This window comes from Pseudomonas sp. G3-39 (assembly GCF_054790485.1).
In genome coordinates this window covers 3,512,177-3,527,985 of the sequence record NZ_CP186497.1, presented here as the reverse complement: position 1 = coordinate 3,527,985, position 15,809 = coordinate 3,512,177, and the positions used below count along the sequence as shown (strand labels likewise).

Below are 15,809 nucleotides of genomic sequence, written 5' to 3'. Positions count from 1 at the left end.
GGGCAAACCATTCGCCAACAGGAAATTGCCACGATGTCTGGCTCTGATGATCTTGATGAGTTGCTAGAGCGTGTGAACGACGAGCGATCGTTCATCACATTTATTCAGGCACTGGGTGCCGATTTCGCCCGTGAGCGGACGATGAACGAACCGCTGTTACCCTATGGTCGGGGCGCGTTGGGTTGGGAAAATGGATCTGTGGATGCGTTTCTTGAGGCAGCAGGTGCCTGGGCAATCGACAGTTTCAGGCAGGTGGCAGCAGAGGAATCTTCGGCCAACGTATGGCAGCGCTGCGCGAGCATTTTGCTGGCCGGCAAGTTTTATGAGTGAACCGGGCGAGCATCAAGAACAGAGCAGGAAAATGTGTGATGAGTAGGCCGTTGAGTGAAGCTGACCTTCATCTGGTCATGTTGGAAGCGATTGAAGAAGGTTTGACCATCGATCTGCAACCCTTTTGTGAGCGGCTGCAGGTCGACCGTCGCGATCTGCTTAATCAAGTCACGATCGCCGTAGCCAGAGATTTCCTGTCCAACACGCGTGATTTTGAGTTTGGCGATGAAGTGATGAATGCACTTATCAACCCCATGGTTGGTGTGTCGATGCATGAAGAAATGCCCCAGCCAGCCTTTGACATCTATCAGGCATTTGATGCCGGCGAGTATCTGCACACAGGCGATGCGCTGGATGTTTGCCCTTGGGAGAAACATACGCGGCCGGGGCTGGAGAATATTTTGCGTAATCATTTGCCTACGGTGGAGTAATAACCCGGCGGTTGCCGAGTATGCAAACCGTCAGAGCAAACTCCACGACACCCCGACATAAACCCCGAGCCCTTCACCCGGCGTGGACCGTGCTGCATCGAGACCCTTGTCGTCATACCCCGGCGTGACCGTCGCGGCGTAGTGCTTGTTGGTCAGGTTGCGCAGGTCGAGCCAGGTCTGCCAGTCGTTTTTCGGCGCGTTGTAGCCGACGGTGGCGCCGAACAGTGCGTAGGGATCGGCGTAGTAGCTGTTGGCGTAATCCACCGCGACTTTGGACACCAGTTGCGTGTTGACTGCCGCGAAGAAACCCTGCGGCCAGTCGTGGCGCAGTTCGCCCTGGTAGTAGTGCATCGGCAGGCCGGGCAGGCGGTTGTCGCCGAAGCGCTGGTCGTCGCGGTAGTGGAAATCGCTGAAGGTGTAAGCCTGACGCAGGCTCAATTTACGTCCGTCGGCGGCCGACCACAGCGTGCTTTGCAGACTGGCTTCCACGCCTTGGTGCACGGTGGGGCTGGCGTTGAGTTCGTACGGGGTGACGGCGTTGGCATCCGGCAGTACCGACAGCAATTCGTGGCGCACCTGGGCGTAGTACCACGCCAGGCTCCACTGGCCGAGGGTGCTGTCGCCGCGACCGCCGAGTTCGAGGGTGGTCGCGGTCTGGTTCTGCAGTTTGATCGGGTCGCTCTGGGTGCCGGTCGCCGCACCGTTGCCGGCCGGGAAGCGGATGTTCGAGCTGTAGATCAGCGACCATGGGTGCGGTGCTTCGACCGAACGGCTGAGGTTGCCGAACAGTTGCAGGTCCGGCGTGACCTGATAACGCAGGCCCAGACGTGGCGCGTAACCCCAGTCGTTCATGCTGGTCTTGCCGCCGCTTTGCGGGTAGGTGACGGCGCTTTCGCGGCGGGTGTAAATGGCGGCGAGGCCCGTGGTCAGCCACAGGTCGTCGGCGATTTCCAGGTCGTTGCCCACGTGCAGAACGGTGTCCGAACCCTGATAGGTGAAGTTGCGCATGCGGGTGCCCGGCGCATACGCGGCGGTGTTGCCGGACGGGATGCGTACGAACTCACTGGCGCCGTCGTTCGGCAGGTGTTTGGTGGTGCGCAGGCCCACAGTGCTGCGGCTTTCCATGCCGAACAGGGTGTCGCGGCGCTTGTAATCGAACGTGCCGCTGACATCGGTGTAGGCCACTTTCAGACGGTTCGGGCCTTCGCGCAGGTCCATCGGGTAGTCGTGATAGACCAGCCCGGTCTGGATGCTCGAATCGTCGTCGATGTAGTAGGTGGTCTTGTTGCCGATGAAGGTGCTGCCCGGTTGTTTGCGGCTGTCATCGCGCGCCACGTAGGCCGGGTTGGCCGCCCGTGGAGTGTGCTCGATCGAGTGTTTGGTCACGCGGCCGGCGAGATCGTTGTCGGTCTCGCGATAGCGGAAATAGAAGCGGGTTTCCAGGTTTGGATTGAAGCGATAACCGAAGTTGGCGATCACGCCTTTGCTCTCGCTGGCGGTGTGATCCTGATAGCCGTCGGCGTTCGAGTCGGTCAGCGACAGGTAGTAATCGAAGTCGCCCAGCACCTGCCCGGAACTCACCTGACGCTGCTGATAACCGTGACTGCCGGTGGCATAGCGCACTTGCAGTTTCGGCGCGTCGTAACCGGTGTGGCTGACGTAATCGACAGCGCCGCCCAGCGCCAGCGCGCCGCGATCAAAACCGTTGGCGCCGCGCAGCACCTGCACATGGTCGAGCCACAGCGGTTCGAGCAATTCGTAGGGCGTACCGCCGGGGCCGGTCAGCGGCAGGCCGTCGAGCATCGTGTACAACCCCGAGGCATGCGCGCCCGGTGCGCGGTTGATCCCCGAACCACGGATCGAGATTTTCACCCCTTCATTACCCGCCGATTGCGCGTAGACCCCCGGCTGATACGCCAGCACATCCTGATTGCTCGCCACACGGCCCTGCAACGGCTGGCGCAGGTCAACCACGTTGCTGCCGCCTGGCACCTGCGCCAGACGCGATTGGGCCTCGGCCACAGAGGCGTCGACGTCGCTTTGTTCTTCAGCCGAAATCAGCACCTGTCCCAACTCCATGCTTTTGGGTTCCTCGGCCATGACCGGGCAGGCGAGGGCCAGGCCCAGCAGGGCAGAGGGCAGGGATTTGAGCGACGGCATCGAAGAAACTCCAGGCAGACAGGAACGGGCAATGAACAGTGCGACGCAAGAAGGAACGACGGAAACACATGGCAATTTTGCTTTTTTAACGGGGTGCTGCGTGGCAGGCGGGGGCAGGATTGCTCAGGAGGCGGCAGTCAGGGCCATACACGCAGACGACTGGCCGGGCTCTATCGCGGCCAGTCGTCCGGCGTATATCTGGATCAAGCAATTTTCAGCGCCATGAGAATGTCCAGCGGTGTCTGGGCAAATGCCCGGGCCTGTTCGGTCATCTCGGCAAGGTTTTCTTCGGCCGTGAGCAGCGGCTGGTCACCCTTGTGCAGCACTTCGCCCTGATCACCGATGACGGCCCACGCCAACTGCGCCCAGTCTTGCGGGTCGGTCATGCCTTGCTTGATCGAAATCAGGAACAACTGCTGCACGCGGCTGATCGGTACGCCACCGCCGGTGACCGGACTGGCCAGCACCTGAATGTTGTTGTTGAACAGCGCGCGTTTGCACAGTTGCAGGTTGAGAGTGTCGCAATGTTCCTGCACCTGCCTTTCGGCGGCTTCGCTCTGGCACGGCGCGGCGACGCCCATGCCGATCAGCACGGTGACAGCCTGCACCAGGTCGTCGTAAGACACGGAGCCGACGGCCATCGACAACTGCTGCAGGGTTTTCGGTGCGTAGGCACTGGCAGCGAGCGCTTCGAGCACCGGGCTGTAAATCTCTGTTTGCAGCGCAGCCTCGCCGGCGGGACCAGTGACCGTGCCGGGAATGCTCTCAATCGCTTGCAGCAGGACAAAACGCGTTCTCAGCAGGCCATCGCGTTGCTCGGCGGCAGACAGCCGATTGGCGCCGCGTACGTACAGATCCCGGCGGAAGTTCTGATTGATGAAGTAGTCGCGCGCCTGTTCGCGCATGATCGGGTGCTCGATACCTTCCAGAAAGTCCATGCCCTCTGCACTCAGATTCAGCGCAGCCACGGTGTCCAGCGGTACGGCCGTAGTGGCGTAGTCGAGTTTGGCTGCGGTCATGGCATCGACCACGTCGATGAAATACATGCAGTCCCAGTTGCGATTGAAATACTCGTGGGCCACGTACTGACGGTTCTGGCCCTTGATGCTCTGCAACTGGGCACCCAGGGCCGGCGCCGCTCTGGCGTACTTCGGATTGGCCGCCAGCAGCGTTTCGGAAAACTCCATCGCGGCATCGATGCGTTTGGCCGGGCTGGTCGAGGCCTGGCTGGCAAAGCGATTGTGCAGGCTGAACAGATTGCGCAGTGGCGCCGAAGGCGACCAGCCCGGGAAGCAGTTGTAGCTGACGTACAACATGCCGCCGGGCTTGAGCTGGCGACGGGCGAACTCGACGATCAGTTGCTGATTGTCGCGGCTGACCCAGGACCAGATGCCATGCAGGCTGATGCTGTCGAACGCCGGCAGATCATCGCGGGCCAGCAGTTGCTCGAAGCTGTCGTCATACAGACGGGCCTGGCTGTTCCAGTCGTTCGCCAATGCGATGGCATGCGCGGCCTGAGATGGCGTGAAGTCGGTGCCAACGTAGTTGCCCGGGTTGGCGGCGGCGTGGATGTTGATGGAAACACCCTGGCCAAAGCCCAGTTCGCAGTGGTAGCCGCCGGCGTTCTCCAGCGTGGCAAAGCCACGCAGCAACAGGCAAAAGCGCTGGAACACCGGGTTGATTTCCCGGCTGTACGAGTAGGTGTAGCCCTCGTCGGTGAAATACCCTTCGTTCCAGGCATTGCTCATGGGTGCATCCTTCAATTCGCGAGTGAGAGCCGCTCTTATAAGGGGTTGGCAATGTGCACCACAAGCGGAAAAACATGTAAGTGAATCTTACGATTGCCGAGGCGTTTAGACGTCTGTCTGCCATCGCTGCTGTGGGCCGCAAATCGGTCATGCAGTCTTTCGGGCCAGCGCCCGGGTTAATTCGAGCACCATGCCCTGTAGGAGCTGCCGCAGGCTGCGATCTTTTGATGTTGATCTTGAAAGTCAAAAGATCGCAGCCTGCGGCAGCTCCTACAGGGGCGCGTGTGGAGTCAGCGCCCGTGCGCCGCGTCCGCCAGTTGCCCGGTATCGACCCGCACGAACACCGAATCGCCCACCGCCGTCAGCACTTCTCCGGCGTACACCTCGCAGATCACCCGAGTTTTGCGCCCGACGTCGCCTTCGACCCTGGCGCGCAAGGTCAGGGTGACGCCCATCGGTGTGGGTTTGATGAACTTGAGGCCGAGGTTGCCGGTGACGCAGTCGATGCGCGGCAGGCTGCCCGGCTCGCGATGTTCGTGGCGGTAGTGGTAAGCCATCGCGGTCCAGTTGGAGTGGCAGTCGACCAGCATCGCCAGCAACCCGCCGTACACCAGGTCCGGCCAGCCGCAGTATTTGTCTTCCGGCAGTTGTTCGGCCATGACGTGCACGCCGTCCTCGTGCCAGTAGCTTTTGACGTGCAGGCCATGGGGGTTGCGGCTGCCGCAGCCGTAGCAGACGCCTTCGGGGGCGGCGAGGTCTTGCAGAGGCGTTTCGGAACGGGTCATGGGTCTGATCATCCTGAAGTGGTGAGCCCGGTCAGGCGCAGGCGGTTGCGCCCACCGCGCTTGGATTCATACAGCGCGGCGTCGCCTTGTTCGATCAATGCCGCGAGGCTGGCCGGTGGCTGGTTGAACAGGGTGGCACCGATGCTCAGTGTCACCGGCTCTGGTGTCGGGAAGGCTTGCGCGGCGCTGCGCTGAAATTGATCGCGCAGGGCGTCGCCCAGTCTGACGATGTGATCACTCGGCGCGTTGCTCAGCAAAATCACGAACTCGTCGCCGCCCAAACGCGCGGCCAGCGCCTCATCGGTGGTCTCGGCGCGGATCATTTCGCTCAACGCCACCAGCAAACGGTCGCCGGCGCTGTGGCCGTACTGATCGTTGACCGATTTGAAGTTGTCGATATCGATCAATAGCAGGGCGCCGGGATGCGCCGCAGACACGCCCCGCAGCAGGCCCGGCGCGCGCATGTCGAGGGCGCGGCGGTTGTAGAGCGCGGTCAGTGGATCGCGGGCGGCCAGTCGGGCGATCTGCTCCTCGCGCCGGTAGCGTTCGGTGCCGGTCATCGACAGTGCGATCAGCATGATCGCCATCGCGCCCTCGACCAGCGAGATCTGGATGATGACGCCACGGAACGCAGCCAGGTCGATCAGCGTGCCGGGGATCACTACGGTCAGGGCCTTGGCCACATAGAAAATCCCATGCCCGAGCAGCACGTAGCGCAATTGCACCGCACCGACGCTCAGCGATTTGCCATGCGGGCGCAGCAGCAGGCTGGCCTTGAGCGTCGAGGCAGCGACCAGCAGCGAGTTGGCGGCGAGCATGACTTTCGACCATAGCGGCCCGTCCGGCAGCAACAGCATCACCAGCCAGCAGACGAAGATCAGGTACCAGGCCGGTGACAGGCGGATCTGCGTAAAGCGCGCCACCCCCAGCAGAAACAGGAAGTGCGCGGTCACCAGCAAGCCGTTGGCGAACCAGATGCCGATCAGCAAAAAGCCGTTGCTACGCAGCAGAGCCAGGGTGGAACCGACGGTGATGGTGGCGAAACCGGCGCTCCAGAACAGCAGCGAAGGCTCACGAATGCTGCGCCACTCGACCGCCAGATACAGCGCGGCGGCGGCTGCGAGAGCGATCGAGATGGTCAGCATCGTTGGTGGGTCGAGCGGCATTTCCGGGGGAGCCTGTCAGAAGGTCGGTAAGGCCGCCGATTGTAAGCGTTCGGGGCCGTTTTGGCAGGCGCCGCATACGATCATCACCGACCGGCGTCCACGCTCATTCGTGAGGCGTGAGCCAAGTGTCGACGACCCGCCGATCCAGTTCTTCCCAGTACGCCATGCCCAGCACCCGGGTGGTGTTCAACCCGCGCAAATAGCCACGCAACTGATTGGCGGTATCGCGCTTGAGCTGCGCATCGGTGATGTCCTTGTCCAGCAACACGTTTTCGTACTGCACCAGGTATTCCGCCACCCGCTCGCGAAAGTCCTGCAAAACCGCGTCGCGGATCAGGTCAAAGGTTCTCAAATCGGCGTCCTCACTGTTGTTTTATTCATTGTGGATGAGTGTGTACCCGTCTTTATCGTCGGTAACTATCGCTAGAAGTAATAGTGACCATCACGAAACGCAAGTTCAGCTTTGCTGGCAATAGGCGGAAAATTGCCCTCATTGAAAACGCAGCTCAAGGAAATTGCGCGATGAAGACACTGACCCGACTGGCGCTGACCGCTCTGCTGATGAGCGGCATGGTAGCCACGGCACCGTCTTACGCCGACGACGCCTGTGCGTGTCATCTTCAGCCAATCGCCGGCAGCAGCGCGACTTTGCAGCATTCACAGACCGTGGGTGTGTTGTACAGCGAAAACACCCGGGAAAACCTGCAATACCTGACGCGCTACCACGATATGGCGCTGCACGGCGCCAAGGATGCACTGGATTCGCGAATCCGCGCCGCCTTTGTCAGCAGCTCCGACCCGGAACTGGCGATCGACTGGTTGCTCAGCTCGTTGCAGCGCCAGTTCATGTCGGTGACCGTTTACGACAACCTCGATGCGCTGATTCTGGCGCATCCGGACATCGTGGTGAAACTGGATACCTTCAACCGCTTGCTGACTCAGCAGAACAGTCTGTACGAGGCGCACTTTATCGCGCGTTTCTACGATGCCGACCTGCAATACATCGGCAAGGCCGAAGGCTCGGTGGAGAAACAGATCCCGGCGGTCTGGGTCCACGACAAAGCGGCGCACGAGATTGCCGCGCAGATCGAGCAGCAACGTGACCTGCAACTCAATGCCTTGAAGCAGTTCGATGCCTCGCTCAAGGCGCTGGTGGCTTCCAGCTGAACACTCAAAACCAAAAGGGCAGCGGCGGCGCCGTGACGCTGAATCGCTGCCAGATGAACCGAACCTTTATTTTCAGGATGACCCCGATGCGTGCTTTGTTTGCCCCGACCCTGGCCGTTGCTTCCTTGCTGCTCGCCGGTTGCGCCTCCGCACCGAACGACCCGACGCTGACCTTGCAGACCAACAAGACTCCGGCGCAATACGCCGATTGCGTGGTGCCGAAGCTGCAGGGCAGTGCGCTGAACCCGACCGTTTCGCAGACCCAGCGCAGCTACCGGATCGTGGTGCCAAGCAAGGTGTCGGCAGACAACGTGCTGGAAGCCTACAAGGCCGGCAACGGCGGCAAGGTGTTCATCTACGAGCGCCACTTGCTGGCTTCGAACTTCCTGCCTTCCAGTTTTGAACGCGCCGCCCAGGACTGCATCTGATCCGGCTGCACAAACCGTTTTAACCGAGCTCCTTTGGTTGGCCGCAACCAACCAATACTTTGCCCCGCACCTCATTCGGTTGCGGGGCTTTTTTTGTCTGACGTTTGCTGCTGTGGCGACGCCGACAATCGACCGCTCGCCCGGAGTCGTCGGCTTCTTGCACCGTCATATTGAAATATGGTTGTATGGTGCAACTAAATTTCAGCGGTGATGTGTCATGAGTATCCCTACAGCCTTGATCGAAGAAATCCGTACAGCGTCGCGCACGATGGTGCGTGAATTCGGTTTCCTGCGCGCCACCCTGGCGGCGACCGACTATTCCGCCTCCGGCGTGCACGCATTGCTGGAAATCGAGGCCGGGGACGGCGTCAGCGCTGCACAGCTGGCGCAAAGCCTTGGTCTGGAAAAGTCCAGTGTCAGCCGCATGGTCGGCAAACTGATCAAGGCCGGGGAGATCGAGGAGCGTGCCGCCGAGGACGCGCGGGTCAAGCATCTGCACTTGACGCCGCAGGGCCGGCAGACCGTCGCCGACATTCATGCCTATGGCCAGGCCCAGGTCAGCAAGGCATTGGACACGCTCAATCCGTCGCAACAACAGAGCGTGGCGCAGGGCCTGTCAACCTACGCGCATGCGCTCAAGACCATCCGTCTGGGCGCCGACCGGCCACTCACGCCGAACCTGCACATCAGCGCCGGCTATCGCCCCGGGCTGATCGGCCGCGTGGCGCAAATGCATGCGGATTATTATTCGCGGCATTCCGGTTTCGGCGCGATCTTTGAAAGCCGCGTCGCCCGTGAAACGGCGGAGTTTGTCGGGCGCCTCGATCAGCCCTGCAACCAGATCTGGGTAGCCACGCTTGATGAGCGCATCGTCGGCTCGATCGCAATCGACGGCCAGGATCTGGGCAACAATCAGGCGCATTTGCGCTGGTTTATCCTCGACGACGGCTGCCGCGGCAGTGGCGTGGGCCGGCAGCTGCTGAGCGCGGCAGTGGAGTTTTGCGATCAGCAGGGTTTTGATGCGATTCAGCTCTGGACCTTCAAGGGCCTCGACGCCGCGCGCCGACTGTACGAAGCGGCCGGGTTCGAATTGACCATGGAAGAGCAGGGCAGTCAGTGGGGTAGCGTGGTGACGGAACAGCAGTTCACCCGAACAGCCGTCTCACGCTGAAGGTTGATTCAGCGTCATCACGTAGGCGCTGAACATGTCCGCCAGCCGGTCGGCGAAAGCCGTGATTTCCAGATCGCTGCGCGCAGTGCCGGAAAAGTCTTTGCCCACCGAACTGAGCGTGGTCAGGATCAGATCGCAGGCCGCGATGCGGGTTGGCTCATCGGATTCCGGCAGCAAATGCTGCATGAACGTGGCGAAGATCTGCCGTCCGGCCGTGCGCACTTCGTGGGCCTCGGGCGCATCGCGATACAGCGGCGCCGCGTCATTCAGCGCACCGCGCATCTGCGCTTCCTCGCACTCCGAACGGATGAAAGCCTGCACCAGTGTGCGCAGACGCGTCAGGGGCGGCTGTTGATGATTTTCCAGAATCTGCTGCAGCATCTGCGTGGTGTGCAGCCACTCATCACTTTGTAATCGGAACAGGATCGCCGCCTTGTTGGGGAAGTACTGGTACAGCGAGCCGATGCTCACGCCGGCCTTTTCCGCGACCCGTGCGGTGGTGAATCGGGGCGCGCCATGCTCGGTCAAAACCTGAATAGCCGCCTGCAGAATCGCCGCGACCAAGTCAGTCGAGCGTGCCTGCTGCGGCTGTTTGCGCGAGGAAATACGGGCGGTCTGACGATTGCTCATGGGCGGCTCGGGCCTCGGGGGAAACGCGAATAGCGGATCGAGTGAATCACTTGCATCATTTAAATGCGACGAATCACTCGCATCTTAATCCCCCATTGACGGAAAGCAATCATGACCACCCTGACTTCTGAACCATTGGCCAGCCTGATCGAACGCCTCTACAGCCAGGCCAGCGCCGCCACCAGCCCGGTGCTGGAAACGGTGTCGGGCGAGGAGCGCGAGCGCCTGATGCACAGCAAGACCGAGTACCTGCAACTCTACGCCATGCTCAAGGACCTATGGCTGCCGGTCTCGCGCGACACCGGCAAACTGCTGTACATGCTGGCGCGCAATACCAAGGCCAAAGCGATTGTCGAGTTCGGCACCTCGTTCGGCCTGTCCACTCTGCACCTGGCGGCGGCACTGCGCGACAACGGTGGTGGCGTGCTGATCGGCAGCGAATTCGAACCGTCGAAAATCGCCCTGGCTCGCCATCACTTCATCGAGGGCGGCATCAGCGATCTGGTGGAAATCCGCGAAGGCGATGCTCTCGTCACACTCGCCAGCGACCTGCCGCCGTCAGTCGATTTGCTCCTGCTCGATGGGGCCAAGGCGTTGTACGGCGACGTGTTGAGGCTGGTGGAAAAACACCTGAAGCCTGGCGCACTGGTGGTGGCGGATAACACCAACTATTGCCCGGAATATCTGGCCCACGTGCGTGCGCCACAGAACGGTTACCTGTCGGTGCCATTTGCTGATGACATCGAGCTGTCGATGCGACTGGGCTGAGTCCTGCTTACCCCAAGGGCAAACCACTACAAACGCATGCCCATTTCGACAGCTCGAGTCTCAAAGCCGAACTCCGCATACATCCGCGCGGCACGGTTATTGAACGGCCAGACGTTCAAACGCAGATCCTGGGCATCCTGTTCGATCGCCCAGTTTTTCACCAGATTCATCAGCCCACGGCCGATGCCCTGTCCCGAAAACTGTTTGGCGACACACACCGAGCCGATGCGAACGACATTCTGCGGTTGCATCAACGGCCCTGAACTGGCCGACAGGCTGGCCGTGATAAACGCCGCAGGTTGATCGTCGACATGGGCGATGAACACAACGTGACCGGGTTTCTCGAACAGCGCTGACCAGTGGGGCAGGTCGCGGGAAAAGTCCGCGGTGGGAGGGGCATAGATGTCGGGGCGGGCATTGTGATGCACGTCGTTAAGCAATTGCCCCAGCTCACACATGCTCAACGCGTCTGCGCTCGTCGCGGTGCGGTAAGTGATTTGTTCCATGTCGTGCGGTGCTCCTTGATTACGCGCAAGCCGCGAACGGCGCTGTTGATCGCTATTGTTCCAGCCAGTCAGGATAGATCTGCACAAAGTGCTGCTGCAGCCATTCGACAAATACCTGAACTTGCGCAGCCAGATGCGTGCGGCTGGGGTACAGCAGTGATACCGGGCGCGGGGTGGGCCGATAGGCGCTGAGGATTTCCACCAGGGTGCCGCTGGCCAGATATTCGGCCACGGTGATGCCTGGCGCCTGAATGATTCCAAAGCCCGCTACGCCGCACTGCACGTAGGCATTCGACTCGGTGACGGTGATGCCGGCGTTGCTGATGAACGCGCGGTCTTTGCCTTTGACCGAGAAGTGCCAGGGCAATGTCCTGTTGTTTTGGCCGGAAAGAAAATTCACCCCGCGATGGGCATTCAGATCGTCGAGTGTCCGCGGTTCGCCGTGTTCCTGCAGATACTCGGGGGCTGCGCACGTGACCATGGTTGCCATGGCGATCGGGCGAGCGATCAAGGTCGAGTCCGGTAACTCGCCAATTCGTAACGCGCAGTCGATGCCTTCACCGATCAGGTCGACCGCCCGATCAGTCACGCCCAGCACCATGTCGATCCCGGGGAAGGCGCTGGTGAAGGTTTTCAGGTTTTTGATGAAGTCCAGTTGCGCGAACGCGGTCGGGATATCGACCCGAAGCCGGCCTTCGAGCGTTGCTCCGCTGCGGTCGAACATCGAAGTGGCGGCCGAGATATCTGCGAGAATTTCCTGCACTCGCTCATAGAACAGTTGGCCTTCGGTGGTGAGCGCGACTTTTCTGGTGGTGCGCTGAAACAGACGCACACCCAGGGATGTTTCCAGCTCCTGGATGTAACGGGTGACCTGGGGGCGCCCGATGTCCAGCGATTCGGCGGCTTTGGTGAAGCTGCCGAGCTCGGCAAGCCGAGCGAACAGTCGCATCGATTGCAGCAATTCCATGATCGGGACCTGACGGAATTCAATTGTTGCTTGAGGATAGAATAATCATGTGCCTTTTTGCGTATTTATTGCGCGAGCCCAACAGCGAAAGATGTGCCCAGGCAAACCCTTGGTGGTTTGCAGCCATTGATCCGTTTTTGGAGATTCGCAATGAAAGCCTGGTTACTGAAAGATTTCGGCCTCGACAATCTGCACCTGGAAGAGACAGCGACCCCGCAGCCACAGTCCGGCGAATTGCTGGTAAAGGTCGGCGCCGTGTCCCTCAATTTTCGCGACAAGGCGATCGTTGACGGCATCTACGAGCCGCACATGGTGCCCAAACCGTTGATTCCGGTGAGCGACGCAGCGGGCACCGTGGTCGCGGTGGGTGACGGCGTCAGCCGCTTCAAGGTCGGCGATCGGGTCAACTCGCATCTGTATTCCCGCTGGCTGGATGGCGAGCCGGGGCCGAATGAACCGGACTACTGCTTTGGTTCGCCGCTGCCCGGCGGACTGGCCGAATACATGATCATCCACGAAGACAGCGCCGTTGCCGCGCCGGACAACATGAGCGACGAAGAGGCGGCGACGTTGCCGATTGCTGCGCTCACGGCGTGGTACTCACTGGTCGACTTTGGACAGATCCAGCCCGGCCAGACAGTGCTGGTACAAGGCACGGGCGGGGTGTCGATTTTTGCCGTGCAGATCGCCACGGCGCTGGGCGTCAAAGTGATCGCCACATCGAGTAGCGAGCACAACCTGCAAGCCGTGAAGGCACTGGGAGCGGTCGCGGGCGTGAACTACAGAACGACACCGAACTGGGCCGATGAAGTGTTGCGACTGACTGACGGCAAAGGCGTGGATCTGCTGCTCGACGTGGCTGGTGGCAACGGCATCAATCAGTCGGTTGCAGCGACCAAGGCTTCCGGGCGCATTGCACAAATCGGCTTTTTGACCGGGCAGACCGTTGCACTCAATCTGATGCCGCTGATTTTCCGCCAGACCACCCTTCGCGGTATCGCCGTGGCGCCGCGCTCATCCTTCGACCGGATGAACGTCTTCCTCAACCAGCACAAGATTCGCCCGGTGATCGATCAGGTGTATCCGTTCGAGAAAGCGCGCGAGGCGTACGAGCATCTGGCAAAGGGCGCGTTTGGCAAAGTGGTGATCAAAGTCGCCTGATATAGGCACAGGGCCAAGCAACGGGGCTCAATGCGATTGCGCCAGACCCTGTTGCGCCTTGGAGCTGGCGATCGAAAACGCCTTCGGCAAATTGGCGCCATTCTTCGCGGCCAGGATCTCGGCCATCACGCTGACCGCGATCTCCGCCGGTGTCTTGCTGCCAATGTAGATGCCGATCGGTCCGTGCAGCCGTTCGAGTGACGCCTGGGTCTCACCAAAATGCTCGATCAGACGTTCGCGGCGCAGCTGACTGTTGCGCCGCGAACCGATGGCGCCGATGTAAAACGCCGGGCTGTGAAGAGCTTCGAGCAGTGCCAGATCGTCGAGTCGCGGATCATGGCTCAAGGCGACGATGCAGGTGCGCAGATCGACCGCGAAGTCGCGCACCACGTCATCCGGCATGCCGATGATGCGCTCCACACCGTTCACCGCCCAGGTTTCGATGTATTCGGCACGCGGGTCGCACACCGCGACCTTGAAGCCGTTGAACAGCGCCATGGTCGCCAGATACTCGGCCAGCGCGCCGGCGCCGATCATCAGCAGCCGATACCCCGGCCCGAGAGTATTGAGCATCCGGTGGCCGTCGAAACTGAATTGCTCAGGAGTTGCCGTGGCTTGCAGTGTGACGCGACCGCTATCCAGTGCCAGGCAGCGGCGCACCAGTTGCCCGGCATCCAGTTGCACCAGCAGTTCGTCGAGCACCTGCCAGGACGGGTTGAACTCCAGAATCAGCTCAAGCGTGCCGCCACAGGGCAAACCGAAACGATGCGCCTCGTCGGCGCTGACGCCGTAGCGCACCACCTCGGGCACACTGTCCTTCAAGCCGCTGCCGCCATGCGCGGTGGTGTAGCGCTGGATCAGGTCGTCCTCGATGCAGCCGCCGGACACGCTGCCCACCACGCGACCGTCGTTACGCAAGGCCATCATCGACCCTGTCGGGCGCGGCGAAGAGCCCCATGTGCGAGCCAGTCCCGCGCGGTGCGCAGGACCAGCAAGTCGATGCTTTCCATCAAACGTTCCTCTAACGCATTTGCAGGATGATCGGGCTACTGCTGGCCGGATCCGTACGTTCACGCAGCTTGTTGACGGCCTGCGCTTCAATGGCACCGCCCTGATTGCCCCAGGTGCTGCGCATGAAGGTCAGCACTTCAGCGATCTCTTGATCCGACAACTGCTCGCGGAAGGCTGGCATGCGATAGGCGTCCGGTACTCCGGCGGCCACCACCCGTTGCGAACCGTTGAGGGTGATGTTGATCGCCGAGGCGCTTTCCTTGGCCAGTGCCGAGGTGGCGCCGGCCAGCGGCGGCATCCATTCCGACTGGCCCTTGCCGTCCAAACCGTGGCACGAAGCACAGCGCGTGACGTAGGTATGGGCACCGGGCGCGTCCAGACGTTCCGTCGCCGAAACCGTTTGGTACTGCCATGGCTGGCCGTCGCGCTGACGGTCCCCCGGCAATGACTTGAAATAGCGGGCGATCGCAGTCAGATCGTCATCGCTCATGAACTGCGTGGAGTTGTTGAACGCCTCGGTCATTGAGCCATAAACCACTGCATGTTTGTTACGCCCGGTCTTGAGGAACTGCACGATCTCCGGTTCGCTCCAGCGGCCCAGACCGGTGTTGTGGTCGTCACGCAGACTTGGCGCGTACCAGCCATCGAGCAAGGCGCCGGCGAGGTACGGCGTGGCGGATTCATCCAGGGCCTTCTCGTTGAATGCCAGCCCGCGCGGCGTATGGCAACTGCCGCAGTGTCCCGCGCCTTGAACGAGATAGGCGCCGCGATTCCACACTTCATCCTGCGACGGTTTGGCCACGTAAGGTTCGGTATCGGCAAACACACCGTTCCACAACGCAATCGGCCAGCGCAGGTTCAACGGGAAAGGAATCGCACTCGAGATATTCGCCTGCTTGACCGGTGTCACGCCTTTCATGAAAAACGCGTACAGCGCCCGCACATCATCGTCACTGAGCTTGGCGTAGGACGGGTAGGGCATCGCCGGATACAGACGACGGCTTTCAGGTGCCACGCCGTGGCGCACCGCACGGTCAAAGTCCGCGAGGCTGTAGCGGCCGATGCCGGTTTCCGGCTCCGGGGTGATGTTGGTCGCGTGGATCGCGCCCAGTGGTGTGGCCATTTCCAGGCCGCCAGCGAACGGCGCACCGCCCGGCACGCTGTGGCATGCCACGCAGTCGCTGAGTCGGGCGACGTATTCGCCACGAGCGACCAGCGCCGGGTCGATATCGGCCACGGCGGTGTGGTTGTTTTCAAGGCGCGAGACAGGCTCGCGGGTGACATACCAGGCCAGCAGGCCTGCCGCGACCAGGCACGGCACTGCCAGCCAGCCAGCGGTTCTTGCGAATCGGCGGTTATTCATGGACGCTCCGGCGCTGA

The 15,809-nt window shown here is 61.2% G+C and carries 16 protein-coding genes and 1 pseudogene; 7 read left to right on the top strand and 10 right to left on the bottom strand.

Annotated features, from left to right (window positions below; translation table 11 throughout):
• The first annotated feature begins 33 nt into the window (after nt 1–33).
• Nucleotides 34–330: a DUF7660 family protein gene (locus ACOYXG_RS15470; RefSeq protein ID WP_460352641.1), complete on the top strand. Its 297-nt coding sequence runs from the start codon at nt 34–36 to the stop codon at nt 328–330.
• Nucleotides 331–368: 38 nt separating this feature from the next.
• Complete coding sequence (locus tag ACOYXG_RS15465) at nt 369–761, top strand: hypothetical protein (RefSeq protein ID WP_460352639.1); 393 nt, start codon at nt 369–371, stop codon at nt 759–761.
• 30 nt (nt 762–791) lie between these two features.
• Here ACOYXG_RS15465 and ACOYXG_RS15460 read toward each other — a convergent pair whose 3' ends face one another.
• From ACOYXG_RS15460 to ACOYXG_RS15440, 5 genes are all read right to left on the bottom strand, one after another.
• A complete protein-coding gene (locus tag ACOYXG_RS15460) occupies nt 792–2,921 on the bottom strand; it encodes a TonB-dependent receptor family protein (protein WP_460352637.1) in 2,130 nt (709 codons plus the stop codon).
• A gap of 203 nt (nt 2,922–3,124) precedes the next feature.
• Nucleotides 3,125–4,669 (bottom strand): class I SAM-dependent methyltransferase, encoded by a 1,545-nt coding sequence (locus ACOYXG_RS15455; RefSeq protein ID WP_336836933.1) that lies wholly within the window; start codon nt 4,667–4,669, stop codon nt 3,125–3,127.
• A gap of 290 nt (nt 4,670–4,959) precedes the next feature.
• On the bottom strand, nt 4,960–5,454 hold the full coding sequence (locus ACOYXG_RS15450; protein ID WP_027613009.1) for a PaaI family thioesterase: 495 nt from the start codon (nt 5,452–5,454) through the stop codon (nt 4,960–4,962).
• A gap of 8 nt (nt 5,455–5,462) precedes the next feature.
• Nucleotides 5,463–6,620 carry a GGDEF domain-containing protein gene (locus ACOYXG_RS15445; RefSeq protein WP_460352634.1) on the bottom strand — a complete coding sequence of 386 codons (1,158 nt, stop codon included), beginning with the start codon at nt 6,618–6,620 and terminating at the stop codon, nt 5,463–5,465.
• A gap of 103 nt (nt 6,621–6,723) precedes the next feature.
• Complete coding sequence (locus ACOYXG_RS15440) at nt 6,724–6,972, bottom strand: hypothetical protein (RefSeq protein ID WP_047598324.1); 249 nt, start codon at nt 6,970–6,972, stop codon at nt 6,724–6,726.
• A gap of 170 nt (nt 6,973–7,142) precedes the next feature.
• On the opposite strand from ACOYXG_RS15440, the gene ACOYXG_RS15435 reads away from it, so the two are divergent.
• From ACOYXG_RS15435 to ACOYXG_RS15425, 3 genes are all read left to right on the top strand, one after another.
• Nucleotides 7,143–7,787 carry a hypothetical protein gene (locus ACOYXG_RS15435; RefSeq protein ID WP_007960530.1) on the top strand — a complete coding sequence of 215 codons (645 nt, stop codon included), beginning with the start codon at nt 7,143–7,145 and terminating at the stop codon, nt 7,785–7,787.
• An 86-nt stretch (nt 7,788–7,873) separates the two neighbouring features.
• Complete coding sequence (locus ACOYXG_RS15430) at nt 7,874–8,215, top strand: YajG family lipoprotein (protein WP_095136448.1); 342 nt, start codon at nt 7,874–7,876, stop codon at nt 8,213–8,215.
• Between the two features lie 217 nt (nt 8,216–8,432).
• On the top strand, nt 8,433–9,386 hold the full coding sequence (locus tag ACOYXG_RS15425) for a bifunctional helix-turn-helix transcriptional regulator/GNAT family N-acetyltransferase (protein WP_460352631.1): 954 nt from the start codon (nt 8,433–8,435) through the stop codon (nt 9,384–9,386).
• On the opposite strand, the gene ACOYXG_RS15420 is transcribed toward ACOYXG_RS15425, so the two are convergent.
• Nucleotides 9,378–10,016: a TetR family transcriptional regulator gene (locus tag ACOYXG_RS15420; RefSeq protein WP_097090341.1), complete on the bottom strand. Its 639-nt coding sequence runs from the start codon at nt 10,014–10,016 to the stop codon at nt 9,378–9,380. The two genes, ACOYXG_RS15425 and ACOYXG_RS15420, sit on opposite strands and share 9 nt — an antisense overlap.
• Before the next feature lie 111 nt (nt 10,017–10,127).
• On the opposite strand from ACOYXG_RS15420, the gene ACOYXG_RS15415 reads away from it, so the two are divergent.
• Nucleotides 10,128–10,784 carry an O-methyltransferase gene (locus ACOYXG_RS15415; RefSeq protein ID WP_097090342.1) on the top strand — a complete coding sequence of 219 codons (657 nt, stop codon included), beginning with the start codon at nt 10,128–10,130 and terminating at the stop codon, nt 10,782–10,784.
• A gap of 26 nt (nt 10,785–10,810) precedes the next feature.
• On the opposite strand, the gene ACOYXG_RS15410 is transcribed toward ACOYXG_RS15415, so the two are convergent.
• Complete coding sequence (locus ACOYXG_RS15410) at nt 10,811–11,290, bottom strand: GNAT family N-acetyltransferase (RefSeq protein WP_460352628.1); 480 nt, start codon at nt 11,288–11,290, stop codon at nt 10,811–10,813.
• A 52-nt stretch (nt 11,291–11,342) separates the two neighbouring features.
• Entirely contained in the window at nt 11,343–12,239 is an 897-nt protein-coding gene (locus ACOYXG_RS15405) for a LysR family transcriptional regulator (RefSeq protein WP_177408971.1), read from the bottom strand.
• Between the two features lie 168 nt (nt 12,240–12,407).
• On the opposite strand from ACOYXG_RS15405, the gene ACOYXG_RS15400 reads away from it, so the two are divergent.
• Nucleotides 12,408–13,418: a zinc-dependent alcohol dehydrogenase family protein gene (locus ACOYXG_RS15400; protein ID WP_460352626.1), complete on the top strand. Its 1,011-nt coding sequence runs from the start codon at nt 12,408–12,410 to the stop codon at nt 13,416–13,418.
• Nucleotides 13,419–13,445: 27 nt separating this feature from the next.
• Here the strand turns inward: ACOYXG_RS15400 and ACOYXG_RS15395 are convergent.
• A pseudogene (locus tag ACOYXG_RS15395) lies at nt 13,446–14,428 on the bottom strand (XdhC family protein).
• Nucleotides 14,429–14,439: 11 nt separating this feature from the next.
• Nucleotides 14,440–15,792: a c-type cytochrome gene (locus tag ACOYXG_RS15390; protein WP_460352624.1), complete on the bottom strand. Its 1,353-nt coding sequence runs from the start codon at nt 15,790–15,792 to the stop codon at nt 14,440–14,442.
• Between the last annotated feature and the right edge of the window lie 17 nt (nt 15,793–15,809).